This is a genomic window from Streptomyces sp. NPDC059696 (assembly GCF_042733745.1).
Taxonomy (GTDB): Bacteria; Actinomycetota; Actinomycetes; order Streptomycetales; family Streptomycetaceae; genus Streptomyces.
Genome location: NZ_JBHWFG010000002.1, coordinates 353,687 through 368,056, shown reverse-complemented (window position 1 = coordinate 368,056; position 14,370 = coordinate 353,687). Strand labels below are relative to the sequence as shown.

The following is a 14,370-nucleotide window of genomic DNA, read 5'->3' as shown; positions in this document are numbered from 1 at the left end:
GGGCGGCACCCCACGGGGGGGTGCCGCCCTCGGCCCGGCGTCAGGAGTGGGGTTCAGAGCCGCTCAGGCGTCCGGATGCCCAGCAGGTCCATGCCCCGGTGCAGGGTGCGGGCCGTGACGTCGCAGAGGAACAGGCGGTTCTCGACCTGCTCGGGCGTCTCGGCCTTCAGCACCGGGCACTTGTCGTAGAACGTCGTGTACAGCGAGGCCAGCTGGTAGAGGTACGCCGCCAGCTTGTGCGGGGCGTACTCCGCGGCGGCTTCGAAGACCGTGTCGCCGAACGCGTCCAGGTGCAGACCGAGCGCCCGCTCCGCCGGGGCCAGTTCGAGCTCCGGGTGCGCGACCGGCTTCGTCTCGCCGGCCTTGCGCAGGATCGACTGGATCCGGGCGTACGCGTACTGGAGGTAGACGGAGGTGTCGCCGTTCAGCGAGACCATCTGGTCCAGGTCGAACTTGTAGTCCCGGTTCGGCGACGTCGACAGGTCCGCGTACTTCACGGCGCCGATGCCGACCTGCGCGGCCCGCTCCTGGATCTCGTCCTCGGTGAGGTCCTGTGCCTTCTCCCGCACGACCTCGGCGGCCCGCTGCACCGCCTCGTCCAGCAGATCCTCCAGCCGTACGGTCTCGCCCTCACGCGTCTTGAACGGCTTGCCGTCCGCGCCGAGCACCGTGCCGTAGCCCATGTTGTGCGCGGTGACGTGCTCGCCCAGCCAGCCGGCCCGGCGGGCCGTCTCGAAGACCATCTTGAAGTGGAGCGACTGGCGTACGTCCACGACGTACAGCAGGGTCGTCGCCCGCAGGTCGAAGACGCGGTTGCGGATCGCCGTCAGGTCGGAGGCCGCATAGCCGAAGCCGCCGTCCGCCTTCTGCACGATCAGCGGGACCGGCTGGTCGTCCTTGCCGCGGATCTCGTCGAAGAACACCACGAGCGCGCCCTCGGAGCGCACCGCGACACCCGTCTCCTCCAGGATCCGGGCGGTCTCGGGCATGCCCTCGTTGTAGGCGGACTCGCCGACGATCTCCTCGTCGCGGATCTCCATGTCGAGCTTCTCGAAGACGGAGTTGAAGTAGACCTTCGACTCGTCCACGAACTGCTGCCACAGCTCGAGCGTCTCCTTGTCGCCGGACTGCAGGGCGACGACCCGCTTACGGGCCCGCTCCTTGAACTCCTCGTCCGCGTCGAAGAGCGCACGCGACGCCTTGTACACCCGGTTCAGGTTGCTCATCGCCTGCTGGCCGTCGACGTCGGCCGCGGGGGCCAGCTCGCCGGGGTGCTCGAACAGGTACTGGATGAGCATGCCGAACTGGGTGCCCCAGTCGCCGATGTGGTGCCGGCCGATCGTCTTCTCGCCGGTGAAGTCGAGCATGCCGCGCAGGGCGTCACCGATGACCGCCGACCGCAGGTGACCGACGTGCATCTCCTTCGCCACGTTCGGCTGGGCGTAGTCGACGACCGTGATGCCCGCGTTCTCCTTCAGCGGCACGCCGAGACGCTCGCCGTCCGCATGCCGCACGGCGAGGTTCTCGGTGATCGCGCGGTCGGTGACCGTGATGTTGAGGAAGCCGGGGCCGGAGACCTCGACGTCCTTGATCAGCTCACCCGACTCGACCCGGGAGACGACCTGCGTGGCCAGCTCGCGCGGGTTGGCCTTCTCCTTCTTGGCGAGGGCCAGGATCCCGTTGGCCTGGAAGTCGGCCCGGTCGCTTCGTCGCAGCAGCGGGTCCGCGGAGCCGGCCTGCGGCAGAGCCGCCGACAGGGCCGCCGCGAGGCGCTGGTGGACGGAGTCGCTGAGGGACGTGACCGAGGCCATAGGTAAGGGTGCCGTTCTCCTCGAGGGAATCGATAGACACGGCCAGTATTCCATGCGGGTAAAGCCGTTTTTCCGGGCGCGAGGCGGTCTGGGACAATGGTGCGGTCAGCCGTGCGACCGTACCGGCTGCCCGATGCAGAAAGAAGGACGTGCCGATCGTGGCTCAGAGCACCGAGACCACCGACTGGGTCTCCCGTTTCGCGGATGAGGTCATCGAGGAGTCGGAGCGCCGGGCCCCGGGCAAACCCGTCGTCGTCGCGTCCGGGCTCTCGCCGTCCGGCCCCATCCACCTGGGGAACCTGCGCGAGGTCATGACCCCGCACCTCGTCGCCGACGAGATCCGCCGCCGGGGCCACCAGGTGCGCCACCTGATCTCCTGGGACGACTACGACCGCTACCGCAAGGTGCCCAAGGGCATCGCCGGGGTCGACGAGGAGGCCTGGGCCGAGCACATCGGCAAGCCGCTCACGTCCGTCCCCGCGCCGAAGGGCTCCCCCCACCCGAACTGGGCCGAGCACTTCAAGGCCGCGATGATCGAGTCGCTGGCTGAGCTGGGCGTGGAGTTCGACGGCATCAGCCAGACCGAGCAGTACACCTCCGGGGCGTACCGCGAGCAGATCCTGCACGCGATCAGGCACCGCGGCGACATCGACGCCATCCTCGACCAGTACCGCACCAAGAAGGCCCCGGCGAAGAAGCAGCAGGGGCAGAAGCCGGTCGACGAGGCCGAGCTGGAGGCCGCCGAGGGCTCCGGCGCCGCCGCCGAGGACGACGGCAGCTCCACCGCCGCCGGGTACTTCCCGTACAAGCCGTACTGCGGCAACTGCGAGAAGGACCTCACCACCGTCACCTCCTACGACGACGACTCCACCGAGCTGACCTACGCCTGCACCGCGTGCGGCTTCTCGGAGACCGTCCGGCTGGAGGAGTTCAACCGCGGCAAGCTGGTCTGGAAGGTCGACTGGCCGATGCGGTGGGCGTACGAGGGGGTCGTCTTCGAGCCCTCCGGCGTCGACCACTCCTCGCCCGGGTCGTCGTTCCAGGTCGGTGGGCAGATCGTCGGCATCTTCGGCGGGAAGCAGCCGATCGGGCCGATGTACGCCTTCGTCGGGATCTCCGGCATGGCGAAGATGTCGTCCTCCAAGGGCGGCGTGCCCACCCCGGCCGACGCCCTGCAGATCATGGAGCCGCAGCTGCTGCGCTGGCTGTACGCGCGCCGCAGGCCCAACCAGTCCTTCAAGGTCGCCTTCGACCAGGAGATCCAGCGGCTCTACGACGAGTGGGACCGGCTGGACGCCAAGGTCGCCGACGGCAGCGCCCTGCCGGCCGACGTCGCCGCGCACGCGCGTGCCGTGGGCACGGCCGCCGGTGAGCTGCCCCGGACGCCCCGGCCGCTGCCGTACCGGACCCTGGCGTCCGTCGCGGACATCACCGCCGGGCACGAGGACCAGGCGCTGCGCATCCTCAGCGAGCTCGACCCCGAGCAGCCGCTGACCTCCCTCGACGAGGCGCGCCCGCGCTACGACAAGGCCGAGGCCTGGATCAACACGCACGTCCCCGCCGACCAGCGGACCATCGTGCGCGACGAGCCGGACGCCGAGCTGCTGAAGTCGCTCGACGAGCAGGGCCGCGAGTCGCTGCGGCTGCTGCTGGACGGACTGGCCGACCACTGGTCGCTCGACGGGCTGACGCACCTGGTGTACGGCGTGCCGAAGGTGCAGGCCGGGTTCTCCGCCGACGCCACGCCGAAGGAGCTGCCGCCGGAGATCAAGACCGCCCAGCGGTCCTTCTTCGCGCTGCTGTACCACCTGCTCGTGGGCCGCGACACCGGCCCGCGCCTGCCCACGCTGCTGCTGGCGGTGGGGCAGGACCGGGTGCGGGCGCTGCTCGCGGTGTAGCGGATCCGTCGCCGTGACGACGCAGGAGGGGCCCTCAGCGAGGGCCCCTCTTCCGTATGCGGTGGGTGGCGCCGGCGCGTGTGCCGGTGCCGGTGCCGTCAGGCGATGTGCTCGTCCGTCAGCTCGGCGTTGAGGCGGTTGGAGAAGCGATTCACCATGCGCTTGGACTCGGCCTCGTCCAGCGTGACGCCGTACGTCGCCTCGACGTCGGCGATGAATCCGCGCGGGGTGGGCGCACCGTTCCCGCTCTTGATCGACTCCCGGAAGATCTGGTAGTACGCCTCCTCGTCCGGCTCCGGGGCGGGAGGCGTGCCGCCGCCCTCGCCCAGCTCACGGGTGCGGCCCGGGACCACCGGGATCGGGAAGCCGCCGGTGTCCTCCGCCGAGAAGCCCTCCCGCGGCCGGTCCGGATACTGCTCGGCCCGCGAGGGCTCGGCGATCCACTGCGCGTACTGGTCGGGGTCGTAGGCCGGGTCGTAGCCGCCCTGGTACTCGACGTCCCGGGGGGTGTTGAACCAGGGGCTCTCGTCCGGTTCGGGCTCGACGTCGGGCTGCGGTGCGTGGGGGGCGCCACCGGACTCCGGGCGCTGCCCGCCGCGGGGTGCCGCCGCGCCCGCCTGCGCCGCGGCGGCACGGCCGTCCGCAGCCAGGGCGGCCTCCGCCGCGAGCGCCTTCGGCTGAACAGCGCGCGTCTGCGGCTCCGCCGCGTCCAGGGCCTGCTGCGGGGCCGGTGGCAGCAGGGCCGGCTCGATGCCCGCCGCGGCCAGACCCGCGGGGGCCGTCTCCATCAGCGGCACGCCGTACTTCGCCAGCCGCAGCGGCATCAGTGACTCCACCGGTGCCTTCCTGCGCCACGCCCGCCCGAAACGGGACCGCAGCCGGGCCTGGTAGACCAGCCGCTCCTGCTCCAGCTTGATCACCTGGTCGTAGGAGCGCAGCTCCCAGAGCTTCATGCGGCGCCACAGCAGGAACGTGGGGACCGGGGAGAGGAGCCAGCGGGTGAGGCGGACGCCCTCCATGTGCTTGTCGGCCGTGATGTCGGCGATCCGGCCGATGGCGTGCCGGGCCGCCTCGACGGCCACCACGAACAGCACCGGGATCACCGCGTGCATGCCCACACCGAGCGGATCCGGCCACGCGGCCGCGCCGTTGAAGGCGATCGTGGCCGCCGTCAGCAGCCACGCCGTCTGACGCAGCAGGGGGAACGGGATCCTGATCCAGGTGAGGAGCAGATCCAGGGCCAGCAGGACGCAGATGCCCGCGTCGATGCCGATCGGGAAGACGTAGGAGAAGTTCCCGAAGCCCTTCTTGATGGCCAACTCGCGGACCGCCGCGTACGAACCGGCGAAGCCGATACCGGCGATGATCACGGCGCCGGCCACGACCACGCCGATGAGAACGCGGTGCATCCGAGTCAGCTGCAGTGGCGCGGCCACCCGTACTCCCCTCCCCTTGCGTGTTGTTGCGCGCAACAGGGTGGCACATGTGTACGGCGAACGGGTGGCCGGTTCCCGTCGAGACCTCTCAGGGACTGCTCACGGACTGCTCAGGGACTGCTCAGCTCTTCGCCGCGGGCTTCTTCGACGGCGAGGCCGAGGCGCCCTTCGACGGCTCGTCCGAGGCCTCCCCGGAAGCCGACTTGGAGGGCGACTTCGAGGGCTTCTTCGACGCCGACTTCGACGGCTGGGACGAGGCGCCGTCCGCCGTGCCGCCGCCCTTGCCGTTCGCGGCCGACACCGCCTCCACGGCCTCCTTGACGGCCTTCTTCGCGTCCTTCAGCAGGTCACCGCCGTCCGGGGTCTTGTCCCCGGCCAGACCGGCACCGTTGTAGTCGAGCGTGACCACGACGTTCTCGACGCGCGCCACGACCGTCTGCTGCTTGAAGGTGCCTTCCTTCTTCTTCAGGTCGTAGTGGACGGCCGTCGCCCGGTCACCCGTACCGGTCACCGGCTCCGTCTTGACGCTCTTCGCGCCCTCGACGGCCTGCGCCTCCTGGACCTGCTTCTCGAAGTACTCCTGCGCCAGCTTGTCGCCCGGGCCGCGGGCGACGTCCGACTCGAAACGCAGCATCGACACGTTCAGCCAGCGGAACTGCGAGCCCTTCACGCCGTTGTTGTCGAGGCTGTTCCAGGAGCAGCTGGCACGCGTCGAAATGTCGTCCGACTTGCCCTCCTTGCCGGATTTGCTCTCCGGCACGAGGTCCTTCAGCGTCTTCTTCGAAAGCGCCTTGCACGCCTCCGGAAGCTTGTCGTACGCCGCCGCCTTCACGGTCGGTGACGGGCTCGCCGACGCCGACGCCGCGGCCTCGGCGGCCTTGTCCGTGCTGTCACCGGAGCCGGAGTCCGAGGAGCAGCCGGCGGCGACCAGCACCACGGGGACGGCGGCCGCGCAGACAAGGACGCGGCGGCTCAGTCGCTTCGCTCGCTCTACTCGCTCTACTCGCTGTGCTCGTCGCTGCATGGTTCCTTCACTCATGACGCTCGTGGTTCCCTGCGGTCGGAACGGGTCCGAGTGGTCACCGTACGCGGTGAGGCACCGGTGTGGTCTTCCTTCGGGTGCTTTGCGCGGGAGCGTGAAGGGGCCGTGAAGGGGCCTCAGCCGCCCAGTGACTCCGCCAGTTGGGAGGCCAGTTTCTGCGCCCTGTCCTGCATTTCCTTGCTGTCCGGGACGACTCCGACGGTCGCCGGCTGCTCCGCGTACTCGATGGTCACGATGACGTTGGACGTGCGGAACGCCACAGTCACCGTCCGCTGCTGGGCCGTCGAACCGGAACGGTTCAGCCCGTCGTCGAGGAACGCCTCGTCGCCGAGGTCCTCCAGCACCCGGGGCTGCAGTTCCGTCGGCGTCGCGGAGGGGGCCGCCGACGCCGAGGAGGAGCCGGAGGGGGCAGGGGAGCCGCTCGACGAGGCGGCCGAACGGCTCGCCGTGGCGGTGCCGGAGGGCGCCGTCTGCGTGGCGGTCGGCTCCGGCAGGTGGGCCGCCGCCTCCCGCTCCGCGAACAGCTGCTCGGCCTGGCTGTCGTCGCTGACGGCGTTGTCGTAGGAGACGACCCGCTCGAAGTCGATCAGCAGGTGGTCGGTGGCCGCCGGGGAGTCCACCTTCCAGCGGCAGCCGACCTTGCGGTCGGTGTCGAAGGTGGTCGTCGGCTCGCCGTCGTAGGCCTTCTCGCGCTGCTCCTCGTCCCTGATCTGCCCGATGCCCGGGAGCAGTTCGTCGAGGGTGCTGTCACCGGGCTCGGCGCAGGGGTCGGGCAGGGTGCGGTAGCGGCCGGGTTCGGCGGCGGGTGAGGCCGTGCCGGTGCCGCCGGGGTTGGAGTCGTCCGTGGGATCGCCGTCGGCCGAGCCGCCGGTGCAGCCGGCCAGGACCGCCGCGAGGAGCACGGCGATTGCGGGCACGCACGCCTTCCGTTGCACGTGGTGGCTCCTCTCGACACGGATATTGGCTTGCCGCCGTACGGCGGGCGATGGACACAATGTGTATCGCACGCACTGCCGTGGACGCCGGTCCGATTTCCTTTTCGTCGACCTTGGCTCCGGTATTTGCTGTTGAGGACTTCTGTTCGTTTACGGGGGATTGAGGACGCTATGTCGTATGTAGAGATACCGGGTGCGAAGGTACCGATCCGGATGTGGACCGACCCGGGCTCGGTCGAGGAGGGCGCGCTCCAGCAGCTGCGGAACGTCTCCACGCTGCCGTGGATCAAGGGGCTGGCCGTGATGCCCGACGTGCACTACGGCAAGGGCGCGACGGTCGGTTCGGTCATCGCCATGCGGGGCGCGGTGTGCCCGGCGGCGGTGGGTGTCGACATCGGCTGCGGAATGTCGGCGGTGAAGACGTCCCTGACGGCGAACGACCTGCCCGGCGACCTGTCCCGGCTGCGGTCGAGGATCGAGCAGGTGATCCCGGTGGGGCGCGGGATGCACGACGACCCCGTGGACCCGGGGCGCTTCCACGGGATGGCCACGGCCGGGTGGGACGACTTCTGGTCACGGTTCGACGGGGTGGCGGAGGCGGTCAAGTTCCGTCAGGAACGTGCCACCAAGCAGATGGGAACGCTCGGATCCGGCAACCACTTTGTCGAGGTGTGCACGGATACGACCGGTTCTGTCTGGCTGATGCTGCACTCCGGGTCCCGGAACATCGGCAAGGAACTCGCCGAGCATCACATCGGTGTGGCCCAGAAGCTCCCGCACAACCAGGGCCTGGTCGACCGCGACCTCGCCGTGTTCGTCGCGGACACCCCGCAGATGGCGGCGTACCGCAACGACCTGTTCTGGGCGCAGGAGTACGCCAAGCACAACCGCTCGATCATGATGGCGCTCCTGAAGGACGTCATCCGCAAGGAGTTCAAGAAGGCGAAGCCGACCTTCGAGTCGGAGATCTCCTGCCACCACAACTACGTGGCGGAGGAGCGGTACGAGGGCATGGACCTGCTGGTGACCCGCAAGGGCGCGATCCGGGCCGGCTCGGGCGAGTACGGGATCATCCCGGGCTCCATGGGCACGGGCTCGTACATCGTGAAGGGCCTCGGCAACGCCAAGTCCTTCAACTCGGCCTCGCACGGCGCGGGTCGGCGCATGAGCCGCAACGCGGCCAAGCGCCGGTTCAGCACGCGGGACCTGGAGCGGCAGACCCAGGGCGTGGAGTGCCGCAAGGACTCCGGCGTGGTCGACGAGATCCCCGCCGCCTACAAGCCGATCGAGCAGGTGATCGACCAGCAGCGGGACCTGGTGGAGGTCGTGGCGCAGATCAAGCAGGTCGTCTGCGTCAAGGGCTGACCGGCCGGCTCCGCGCCACCGGTGAAGTGCACCGGGCGGCTCCACGGCCCCGCTGCACCGGGCGGCTGGGTGCCTCCCGCTGCACCGGGCGGTTGGGTGCCTCCCGGTGCGCCTTCCGGCTTCACGCCTCCCGGTGGACCTTCGTGTTCGACGCCTGGGCCCGGGGGCGCAGGACCAGGAGGTCGACGTTGACGTGGGAGGGGCGGGTGATCGCCCAGGTGATCGTTTCGGCGACGTCGTCGGCCGTGAGGGGGTCGGCGACGCCCTGGTAGACCTTGGCGGCCTTCTCCTCGTCGCCGCCGAAGCGGGTCAGGGCGAACTCGTCGGTCTTGACCATGCCGGGGGCGATCTCGATCACGCGGACCGGCTGTCCGACGATCTCCAGGCGCAGGGTCTCGGCGAGGACGTGGGCGCCGTGCTTCGCGGCGACGTAGCCGCCGCCGCCCTCGTAGGTGCCGTGGCCGGCGGTGGAGGAGACGACCACGACCGTGCCGTCGCCGCTCGCGATCAGCTTGGGCAGCAGGGCCTGGGTGAGGTTGAGGGTGCCGAGGACGTTCGTCTCGTACATCCGGCGCCAGTCCTCCGGGTCACCGGTGGCGACCGGGTCGGCGCCGAGCGCTCCGCCCGCGTTGTTGACCAGCACGCCGATCGTCTTGAAGGCGGTCGCGAACTCGTCGACGGCGGCGCGGTCGGTGACGTCCAGGGGGTAGGCGGTGGCCTGGTGGCCGGCCTGGGTGATCTCCTCGGCCAGGGCCTCGATGCGGTCCTTGCGGCGGGCGGTGAGGACGACGCGGTAGCCCGCCGCGGCGAGTTGCCGGGCCGTGGCGGCGCCGATTCCGCTGCTCGCACCCGTGACGACGGCGATGCGGGAGGCTGCGGGCGGGGCGGCGGTGGCCATGGGAGCTCCTCGGGTGGGTGGGCCGGCGGGCGTCTGCGCCGGGGCGTGCGGCCAGGATAGAAGGGGGCCGCGGTGGGAGAATGAGGCTGGGTGATCCCCTGTTCCCCGGGAGGTGGATCATGGGTGAGGCACGTGAGGTCATGGACCGGCTCACCGACGCGGTCACCGGACACGCCGATCTGAAGGTCGTCGCCGATCTGTACGCCGGGGACGAGGAGATCCGGATCCGCGGGGTGGACATCGCCGCCGTCGAGGACGGGCGGATCGTCGACTACCGGCTGTACTTCGACGAGGTGGAGTTCCTGGGAGAGTTGGGACTGCTGCCGGCCGACGCGCCGTTCTGAGCGGGTCCGGGGCGCCGGGTCAGTTCCCTCGCGGGGCGTACATGATGACGGCCATGCCCGCGAGGCAGACCAATGCGCCCGTGACGTCCCAGCGGTCCGGGCGGTAGCCGTCGGCGACCACGCCCCACAGGATCGAACCGGCGACGAAGATCCCGCCGTACGCGGCGAGGACACGGCCGAAGTGGGCGTCGGGCTGGAACGTGGCGACGAAGCCGTAGGCGCCGAGCGCGAGGACGCCGCCGGCCGCCCAGAGCCACCCCTTGTGCTCGCGCACACCCTGCCAGACGAGCCAGGCGCCGCCGATCTCCAGCAGGGCGGCGAGGACGAAGAGGGCGGCGGAGCGGAGGACGAACATGGCGGTCAGCTTCGCATGCCCGGTCCGGTCCGGCCCGGCCCGGTGGCGTCGGCGTCAGGCGTCGGCGGCCTCGGCGTCATAGCGTTCGCGGGCCTGTGCGACCTCGTCGAAGTGGTTCTCCGCCCAGTCCTTCACGGCGGTCAGCAGGAGGGCGAGGTTGTGGCCCAGGGGCGTGAGCGCGTAGTCGACGCGGACCGGGACGGACGGGGTGACGGTGCGGGTGAGGAGGCCGTCGCGTTCCAGGGTGCGCAGGGTCTGGGTGAGCATCTTGGGACTGACGCCGGCGATCTTGCGGCCGAGGTCGCTGTAGCGCAGGGGTCCCGGGGCGAGGGCGGCCACGACCAGGCTGACCCACTTGTCGCTGATGCGGTCCAGGAGCTGGTTGGTGGGGCAGCTCTTGAGGAACGCGTCGTACTCGATGCGGGCCTGCTCGCGCCGCTGGGCCGCCGTCGTGGTCGGCATGGCTCACCTCCGGGGTACATACGCACTCTCAGGTAACTACTTACTGATGAATAGTAACTCTTCTTAGGGTTGCTCGCGTGGCCGGGAGGACGTCCCGGACGACGGCAATCCAAGGAGCGTCGCTGTGCGTGCTGTAGTGGTGAATGCGTTCGGTGGGCCGGAGGCCGTGGAGGTCGTGGAGACCGCGGTGCCCGAGCCCGGTGCGCGTGAGGTGCGGATCAAGGTGTCGGCCGCCTCGCTGAATCCCGTGGACGCGGGGGTGCGGGCGGGGGTGTTCGGGGGTGCGGGCAAGCGGCTCGGGCTGGGCTGGGACGTCGCGGGGACGGTGGACGCGGTGGGAGTGGCCGCCTCGTGGAGCGTGGGCGACGAGGTGGTGGCGCTGGACTACGGCATGGTCAAGCCGCTGGGCACCCATGCCGAGTACGTCGTCGTGGACACGGACGCGGCGGCCCTCGCGCCCGCCACGGTGGACGCGGTGCACGCGGCGACCCTCCCGTTGAACGCGCTGACCGCCGTGCAGGCCCTGGACCGGCTGCACCTCGCGCCGGGTGAGTCCTTGCTGGTGACGGGCGCGGCGGGTGCGGTCGGCGGTTACGCGGTCCAGCTGGCGGCGCACCGGGGGATGACGGTGACCGGGCTGGCGCGTGCGCGCGACGAGGAGTTCGTACGGTCGCTGGGTGCGGGGCGTTTCCTCAGCGGTGCCGTCGTCGAGGGGGCTTTCGACGCGGTGCTGGACGCCGCGGTCCTCGGGGAGCCGGCCCTTGCCGGGGTGCGGGACGGGGGCCGGTACATCGGTGTCATCCCGCAGGCCGAGCCGGCGTCGGTCCGGGGCGTGCGGACCGGGGCGGTCGAGGTGAGCGCCGACGGGGCCCGGCTGGCGGAGCTGGTGCGGCTGGTGGACGAGGGGGTGCTGACGACCCGGGTGGCCGAGACGTTCGCCCTGGAGGATGCCGCGAAGGCACACGCCCGGCTCGACGAGGGCGGTGTGCGGGGGCGGCTGGTGCTGGTGCCCTGAAGGGTGCCGGTCGCACTCGGGTGGGTGCTCGCCCGGGGGAGTGCCCTGAAGGGTGCCGGTCGCACTCGGGTGGGTGCTCGCCCGGGGGCGGGAGGGCGCGCATCACACCCTTCGGACTGCCCGCCGGCCGCCTCTAGGGTCCGGCGCGTCCGGCACGGGTCTCCGCCGCGTACGCCGTGGGCGGCACCCCCACCGTCGCCGTGAAGTCGCGTACGAGATGGGCCTGGTCGGCGTAGCCGAGGTCGGCGGCGAGGGCGGCCCAGTCGATGTCGTCGCGGGTGCCTGCCTGTTCCAGGGCCTCGTGGATGCGGTAGCGGAGGATGACCCACTTGGGGCTCACTCCCACGCAGGTGGCGAACAGCCGTTGCAGGGCCCGCACCGACAGGCCCTGCTCGTGGGCGAGGTCGCCGACGCGGCGCACGGTGCGGTCCGTGCGGATGCGCCGGACGAGGTCGATCGCGAGGTCGGCCTGCGGGTCGGGGGCGCAGGGCAGGGAGAGCAGGAAGGCGTCCAGGGCGGCCACCCGGTCCCGGTCGCCGGCGGCGGCGACGACCGAGCGGGCGGTGTCGCCGGTGAGCTGCGGGAACACCTCCCGGGCGGGCAGCGCGCGGCCCGTCCACCGCGAGACCGGGTCGTCCGGGGCGTACGGCCGGAAGCCGCCGGGGCGGAACTTGGCCCCGCAGACGCGGCCCCGCCCGGTCAGCTTCCTGGTGTAGAGGCCGAGGGCGACGCCGGTGACCTCGGCGTAGGGCGGGCCCTCGTCCTCGTCCCACTGGAAGGTGAGGTTGACCGAGGGGTGCGGGACGACGTGGGAGGCGTAGGGCGCGGGCAGGTCCCAGTCGATGAGCCAGTACCACTCGACGTACCGGCGCAACGGCCCGGCGGGCTCGTGGCGGCGGAAGCGCACGTGGTGCAGCAGCCCGGACGGGTCGACGATCCCGCGGGTGTCGTGGCGGGGTGCCTCCATGGCCGGATCGTACGTCGCGTTTGTTCAAGAAGGGCGGCCGTGGGCCTGCCTACGGTCGGGGTATGGACACGAAAGCGGTGAGGACTCCGGGCATCGGTGAGCTGCTGGCCCTGGCCAGGGAGCGGGCGGTGCCGGTGGTGCGGGGCATTCCGGACGCGGCGCTCGACGCCCCGACGCCGTGCGCCGAGTACGACGTGCGGGCCCTGGCCGGTCATCTCTTCCAGGTGATCGTGCAGTTCCAGCGGCTGGCCGCGAAGGAGGCGTCGGACTTCTCGGGGGCGGCCGACGTGGTCGCCGGGGGCCCCGACTGGCGGGAGCGGCTGGTGCGGGAGGCGGACCGGCTGGTGGCGGCCTGGTCCGCGCCCGGTGCGGAGGAGGGCACCACCGGTGCCATGGACATGCCCGCGCGGTTGGTCGGTGCGATGGCGCTGCTGGATCTGACGGTGCATGTGTGGGACCTGGCGCGGGCGACCGGCCAGGACGACCCGGGTGCCGACGAGGCGGTCGTGGCGGAGCTGGCGGGCGCGGTGGACCGGCTGGCGCCCACGGCCCGCACGATGGGCGTCTTCGGGGAGCCGGTGCCCGAGGGCGAGGGTGCGTCGGCCTTCGAGCGGCTGCTGGCGCGGACCGGCCGTACCCCCTCCTGGGGGCGGACCGCCGGGGCCTCCTTCCGGGAATAGGCGCACGCGGGCCGCCGTTCTCCCGGTATGGTTGAACAGTAAACAACCTGGAGGGTGAGCGAGCATGCAGTTCGGGATCTTCAGCGTCGGCGACGTCACGCCCGACCCCACCACCGGCCGTACGCCCACGGAACGCGAGCGGATCAAGGCCATGGTGGCCATCGCGCTGAAGGCCGAGGAGGTGGGCCTCGACGTCTTCGCGACCGGCGAGCACCACAACCCGCCCTTCGTGCCCTCGTCCCCCACCACGATGCTCGGCTACGTCGCGGCCCGCACCGAGCGGCTGATCCTCTCCACGGCCACGACCCTGATCACCACCAACGACCCCGTGAAGATCGCCGAGGACTTCGCGATGCTCCAGCACCTGGCCGACGGCCGGGTCGACCTGATGCTGGGCCGCGGGAACACCGGCCCGGTCTACCCCTGGTTCGGCCAGGACATCCGGCAGGGCATCAACCTCGCCGTCGAGAACTACGCCCTCCTGCACCGCCTCTGGCGCGAGGACGTCGTCGACTGGGAGGGGAAGTTCCGCACGCCCCTGCAGGGCTTCACGGCCACGCCCCGGCCGCTGGACGGCGTACCGCCGTTCGTCTGGCACGGGTCGATCCGCTCCCCGGAGATCGCCGAGCAGGCCGCGTTCTACGGCGACGGCTTCTTCCACAACAACATCTTCTGGCCGGCCGACCACACCAAACGCATGGTCGAGCTGTACCGCGAGCGGTACGCCCACTACGGGCACGGCACTCCCGAGCAGGCGATCGTCGGCCTCGGCGGGCACGTCTTCATGCGGAAGAACGCCCAGGACGCGGTGCGCGAGTTCCGCCCCTACTTCGACGTCGCACCGGTGTACGGGCACGGCCCGTCGCTGGAGGACTTCATGGCGCAGACGCCCCTGACCGTGGGCTCCCCGCAGCAGGTCATCGAGAAGACCCTGGCCTTCCGCGACTACGCGGGCGACTACCAGCGCCAGCTGTTCCTCATCGACCACGCCGGGCTGCCGCTGAAGACCGTGCTGGAGCAGATCGACCTGCTCGGCGAGGAAGTCGTGCCGGTGCTGCGCAAGGAGTTCGCCGTGGACCGCCCGGCGGACGTCCCGGACGCCCCGACGCACCCGGCCCGGCTCGCCCGGACCCGAGGATGAGGGGCCGGCGGGACCCGTCCG

General features: G+C 71.1%; 14 protein-coding genes. 6 read left to right on the top strand and 8 right to left on the bottom strand.

Going from position 1 to position 14,370, the window contains the following annotated elements; translation table 11 throughout:
• Positions 1-53: 53 nt before the first annotated feature.
• A complete protein-coding gene (argS, locus tag ACFV20_RS03620) occupies positions 54-1,811 on the bottom strand; it encodes an arginine--tRNA ligase (protein ID WP_385651911.1) in 1,758 nt (585 codons plus the stop codon).
• Between the two features lie 149 nt (positions 1,812-1,960).
• On the opposite strand from argS, the gene lysS reads away from it, so the two are divergent.
• Positions 1,961-3,709 (top strand): lysine--tRNA ligase, encoded by a 1,749-nt coding sequence (gene lysS, locus ACFV20_RS03615; RefSeq protein ID WP_385651908.1) that lies wholly within the window; start codon positions 1,961-1,963, stop codon positions 3,707-3,709.
• 98 nt (positions 3,710-3,807) lie between these two features.
• Here the strand turns inward: lysS and ACFV20_RS03610 are convergent, their stop codons facing one another.
• The 3 genes from ACFV20_RS03610 to ACFV20_RS03600 all read right to left on the bottom strand — a co-directional run bounded on the left by ACFV20_RS03610 (position 3,808) and on the right by ACFV20_RS03600 (position 7,122).
• Entirely contained in the window at positions 3,808-5,145 is a 1,338-nt protein-coding gene (locus ACFV20_RS03610) for a DUF2637 domain-containing protein (RefSeq protein ID WP_385651907.1), read from the bottom strand.
• A 121-nt stretch (positions 5,146-5,266) separates the two neighbouring features.
• Positions 5,267-6,184: a DUF3558 family protein gene (locus ACFV20_RS03605; RefSeq protein ID WP_385651905.1), complete on the bottom strand. Its 918-nt coding sequence runs from the start codon at positions 6,182-6,184 to the stop codon at positions 5,267-5,269.
• Between the two features lie 119 nt (positions 6,185-6,303).
• Positions 6,304-7,122 (bottom strand): DUF3558 domain-containing protein, encoded by an 819-nt coding sequence (locus ACFV20_RS03600; RefSeq protein WP_385651903.1) that lies wholly within the window; start codon positions 7,120-7,122, stop codon positions 6,304-6,306.
• A gap of 171 nt (positions 7,123-7,293) precedes the next feature.
• Between ACFV20_RS03600 and ACFV20_RS03595 the strand changes: the two genes are divergently transcribed.
• Positions 7,294-8,487 (top strand): RtcB family protein, encoded by a 1,194-nt coding sequence (locus ACFV20_RS03595; RefSeq protein WP_385651901.1) that lies wholly within the window; start codon positions 7,294-7,296, stop codon positions 8,485-8,487.
• A 121-nt stretch (positions 8,488-8,608) separates the two neighbouring features.
• Here the strand turns inward: ACFV20_RS03595 and ACFV20_RS03590 are convergent, their stop codons facing one another.
• Entirely contained in the window at positions 8,609-9,385 is a 777-nt protein-coding gene (locus ACFV20_RS03590; RefSeq protein ID WP_385651899.1) for an SDR family NAD(P)-dependent oxidoreductase, read from the bottom strand.
• Positions 9,386-9,504: 119 nt separating this feature from the next.
• Here ACFV20_RS03590 and ACFV20_RS03585 point away from each other — a divergent pair, with 119 nt between their 5' ends.
• Positions 9,505-9,729, top strand: coding sequence for a hypothetical protein (locus ACFV20_RS03585; RefSeq protein WP_385651897.1), 225 nt, complete (start codon positions 9,505-9,507; stop codon positions 9,727-9,729).
• Between the two features lie 19 nt (positions 9,730-9,748).
• On the opposite strand, the gene ACFV20_RS03580 is transcribed toward ACFV20_RS03585, so the two are convergent.
• Positions 9,749-10,084, bottom strand: a complete 336-nt coding sequence (locus ACFV20_RS03580; RefSeq protein ID WP_385651895.1) for a YnfA family protein — start codon at positions 10,082-10,084, stop codon at positions 9,749-9,751.
• Between the two features lie 54 nt (positions 10,085-10,138).
• Positions 10,139-10,546, bottom strand: coding sequence for a winged helix-turn-helix transcriptional regulator (locus tag ACFV20_RS03575; RefSeq protein ID WP_385651894.1), 408 nt, complete (start codon positions 10,544-10,546; stop codon positions 10,139-10,141).
• Between the two features lie 124 nt (positions 10,547-10,670).
• On the opposite strand from ACFV20_RS03575, the gene ACFV20_RS03570 reads away from it, so the two are divergent.
• Positions 10,671-11,561 carry an NADP-dependent oxidoreductase gene (locus tag ACFV20_RS03570; protein WP_385651892.1) on the top strand — a complete coding sequence of 297 codons (891 nt, stop codon included), beginning with the start codon at positions 10,671-10,673 and terminating at the stop codon, positions 11,559-11,561.
• 133 nt (positions 11,562-11,694) lie between these two features.
• On the opposite strand, the gene ACFV20_RS03565 is transcribed toward ACFV20_RS03570, so the two are convergent.
• Complete coding sequence (locus ACFV20_RS03565; protein WP_385651890.1) at positions 11,695-12,528, bottom strand: DUF6597 domain-containing transcriptional factor; 834 nt, start codon at positions 12,526-12,528, stop codon at positions 11,695-11,697.
• Between the two features lie 62 nt (positions 12,529-12,590).
• On the opposite strand from ACFV20_RS03565, the gene ACFV20_RS03560 reads away from it, so the two are divergent.
• Both ACFV20_RS03560 and ACFV20_RS03555 read left to right on the top strand, forming a co-directional pair.
• A complete protein-coding gene (locus ACFV20_RS03560) occupies positions 12,591-13,208 on the top strand; it encodes a TIGR03086 family metal-binding protein (protein WP_385651888.1) in 618 nt (205 codons plus the stop codon).
• A gap of 64 nt (positions 13,209-13,272) precedes the next feature.
• Entirely contained in the window at positions 13,273-14,349 is a 1,077-nt protein-coding gene (locus ACFV20_RS03555) for an LLM class flavin-dependent oxidoreductase (RefSeq protein WP_385651886.1), read from the top strand.
• Positions 14,350-14,370 lie beyond the last annotated feature (21 nt).

Coding starts and splice junctions, on each gene's coding strand:
- ACFV20_RS03560 (WP_385651888.1), top strand. CDS start 12,591: ATGGACACGAAAGCGGTGAGGACTCCGGGCATCGGTGAGCTGCTGGCC.
- ACFV20_RS03590 (WP_385651899.1), bottom strand. CDS start 9,385: ATGGCCACCGCCGCCCCGCCCGCAGCCTCCCGCATCGCCGTCGTCACG.
- ACFV20_RS03585 (WP_385651897.1), top strand. CDS start 9,505: ATGGGTGAGGCACGTGAGGTCATGGACCGGCTCACCGACGCGGTCACC.
- ACFV20_RS03580 (WP_385651895.1), bottom strand. CDS start 10,084: ATGTTCGTCCTCCGCTCCGCCGCCCTCTTCGTCCTCGCCGCCCTGCTG.
- ACFV20_RS03575 (WP_385651894.1), bottom strand. CDS start 10,546: ATGCCGACCACGACGGCGGCCCAGCGGCGCGAGCAGGCCCGCATCGAG.
- ACFV20_RS03595 (WP_385651901.1), top strand. CDS start 7,294: ATGTCGTATGTAGAGATACCGGGTGCGAAGGTACCGATCCGGATGTGG.
- ACFV20_RS03565 (WP_385651890.1), bottom strand. CDS start 12,528: ATGGAGGCACCCCGCCACGACACCCGCGGGATCGTCGACCCGTCCGGG.
- ACFV20_RS03555 (WP_385651886.1), top strand. CDS start 13,273: ATGCAGTTCGGGATCTTCAGCGTCGGCGACGTCACGCCCGACCCCACC.
- ACFV20_RS03605 (WP_385651905.1), bottom strand. CDS start 6,184: ATGAGTGAAGGAACCATGCAGCGACGAGCACAGCGAGTAGAGCGAGTA.
- argS (WP_385651911.1), bottom strand. CDS start 1,811: ATGGCCTCGGTCACGTCCCTCAGCGACTCCGTCCACCAGCGCCTCGCG.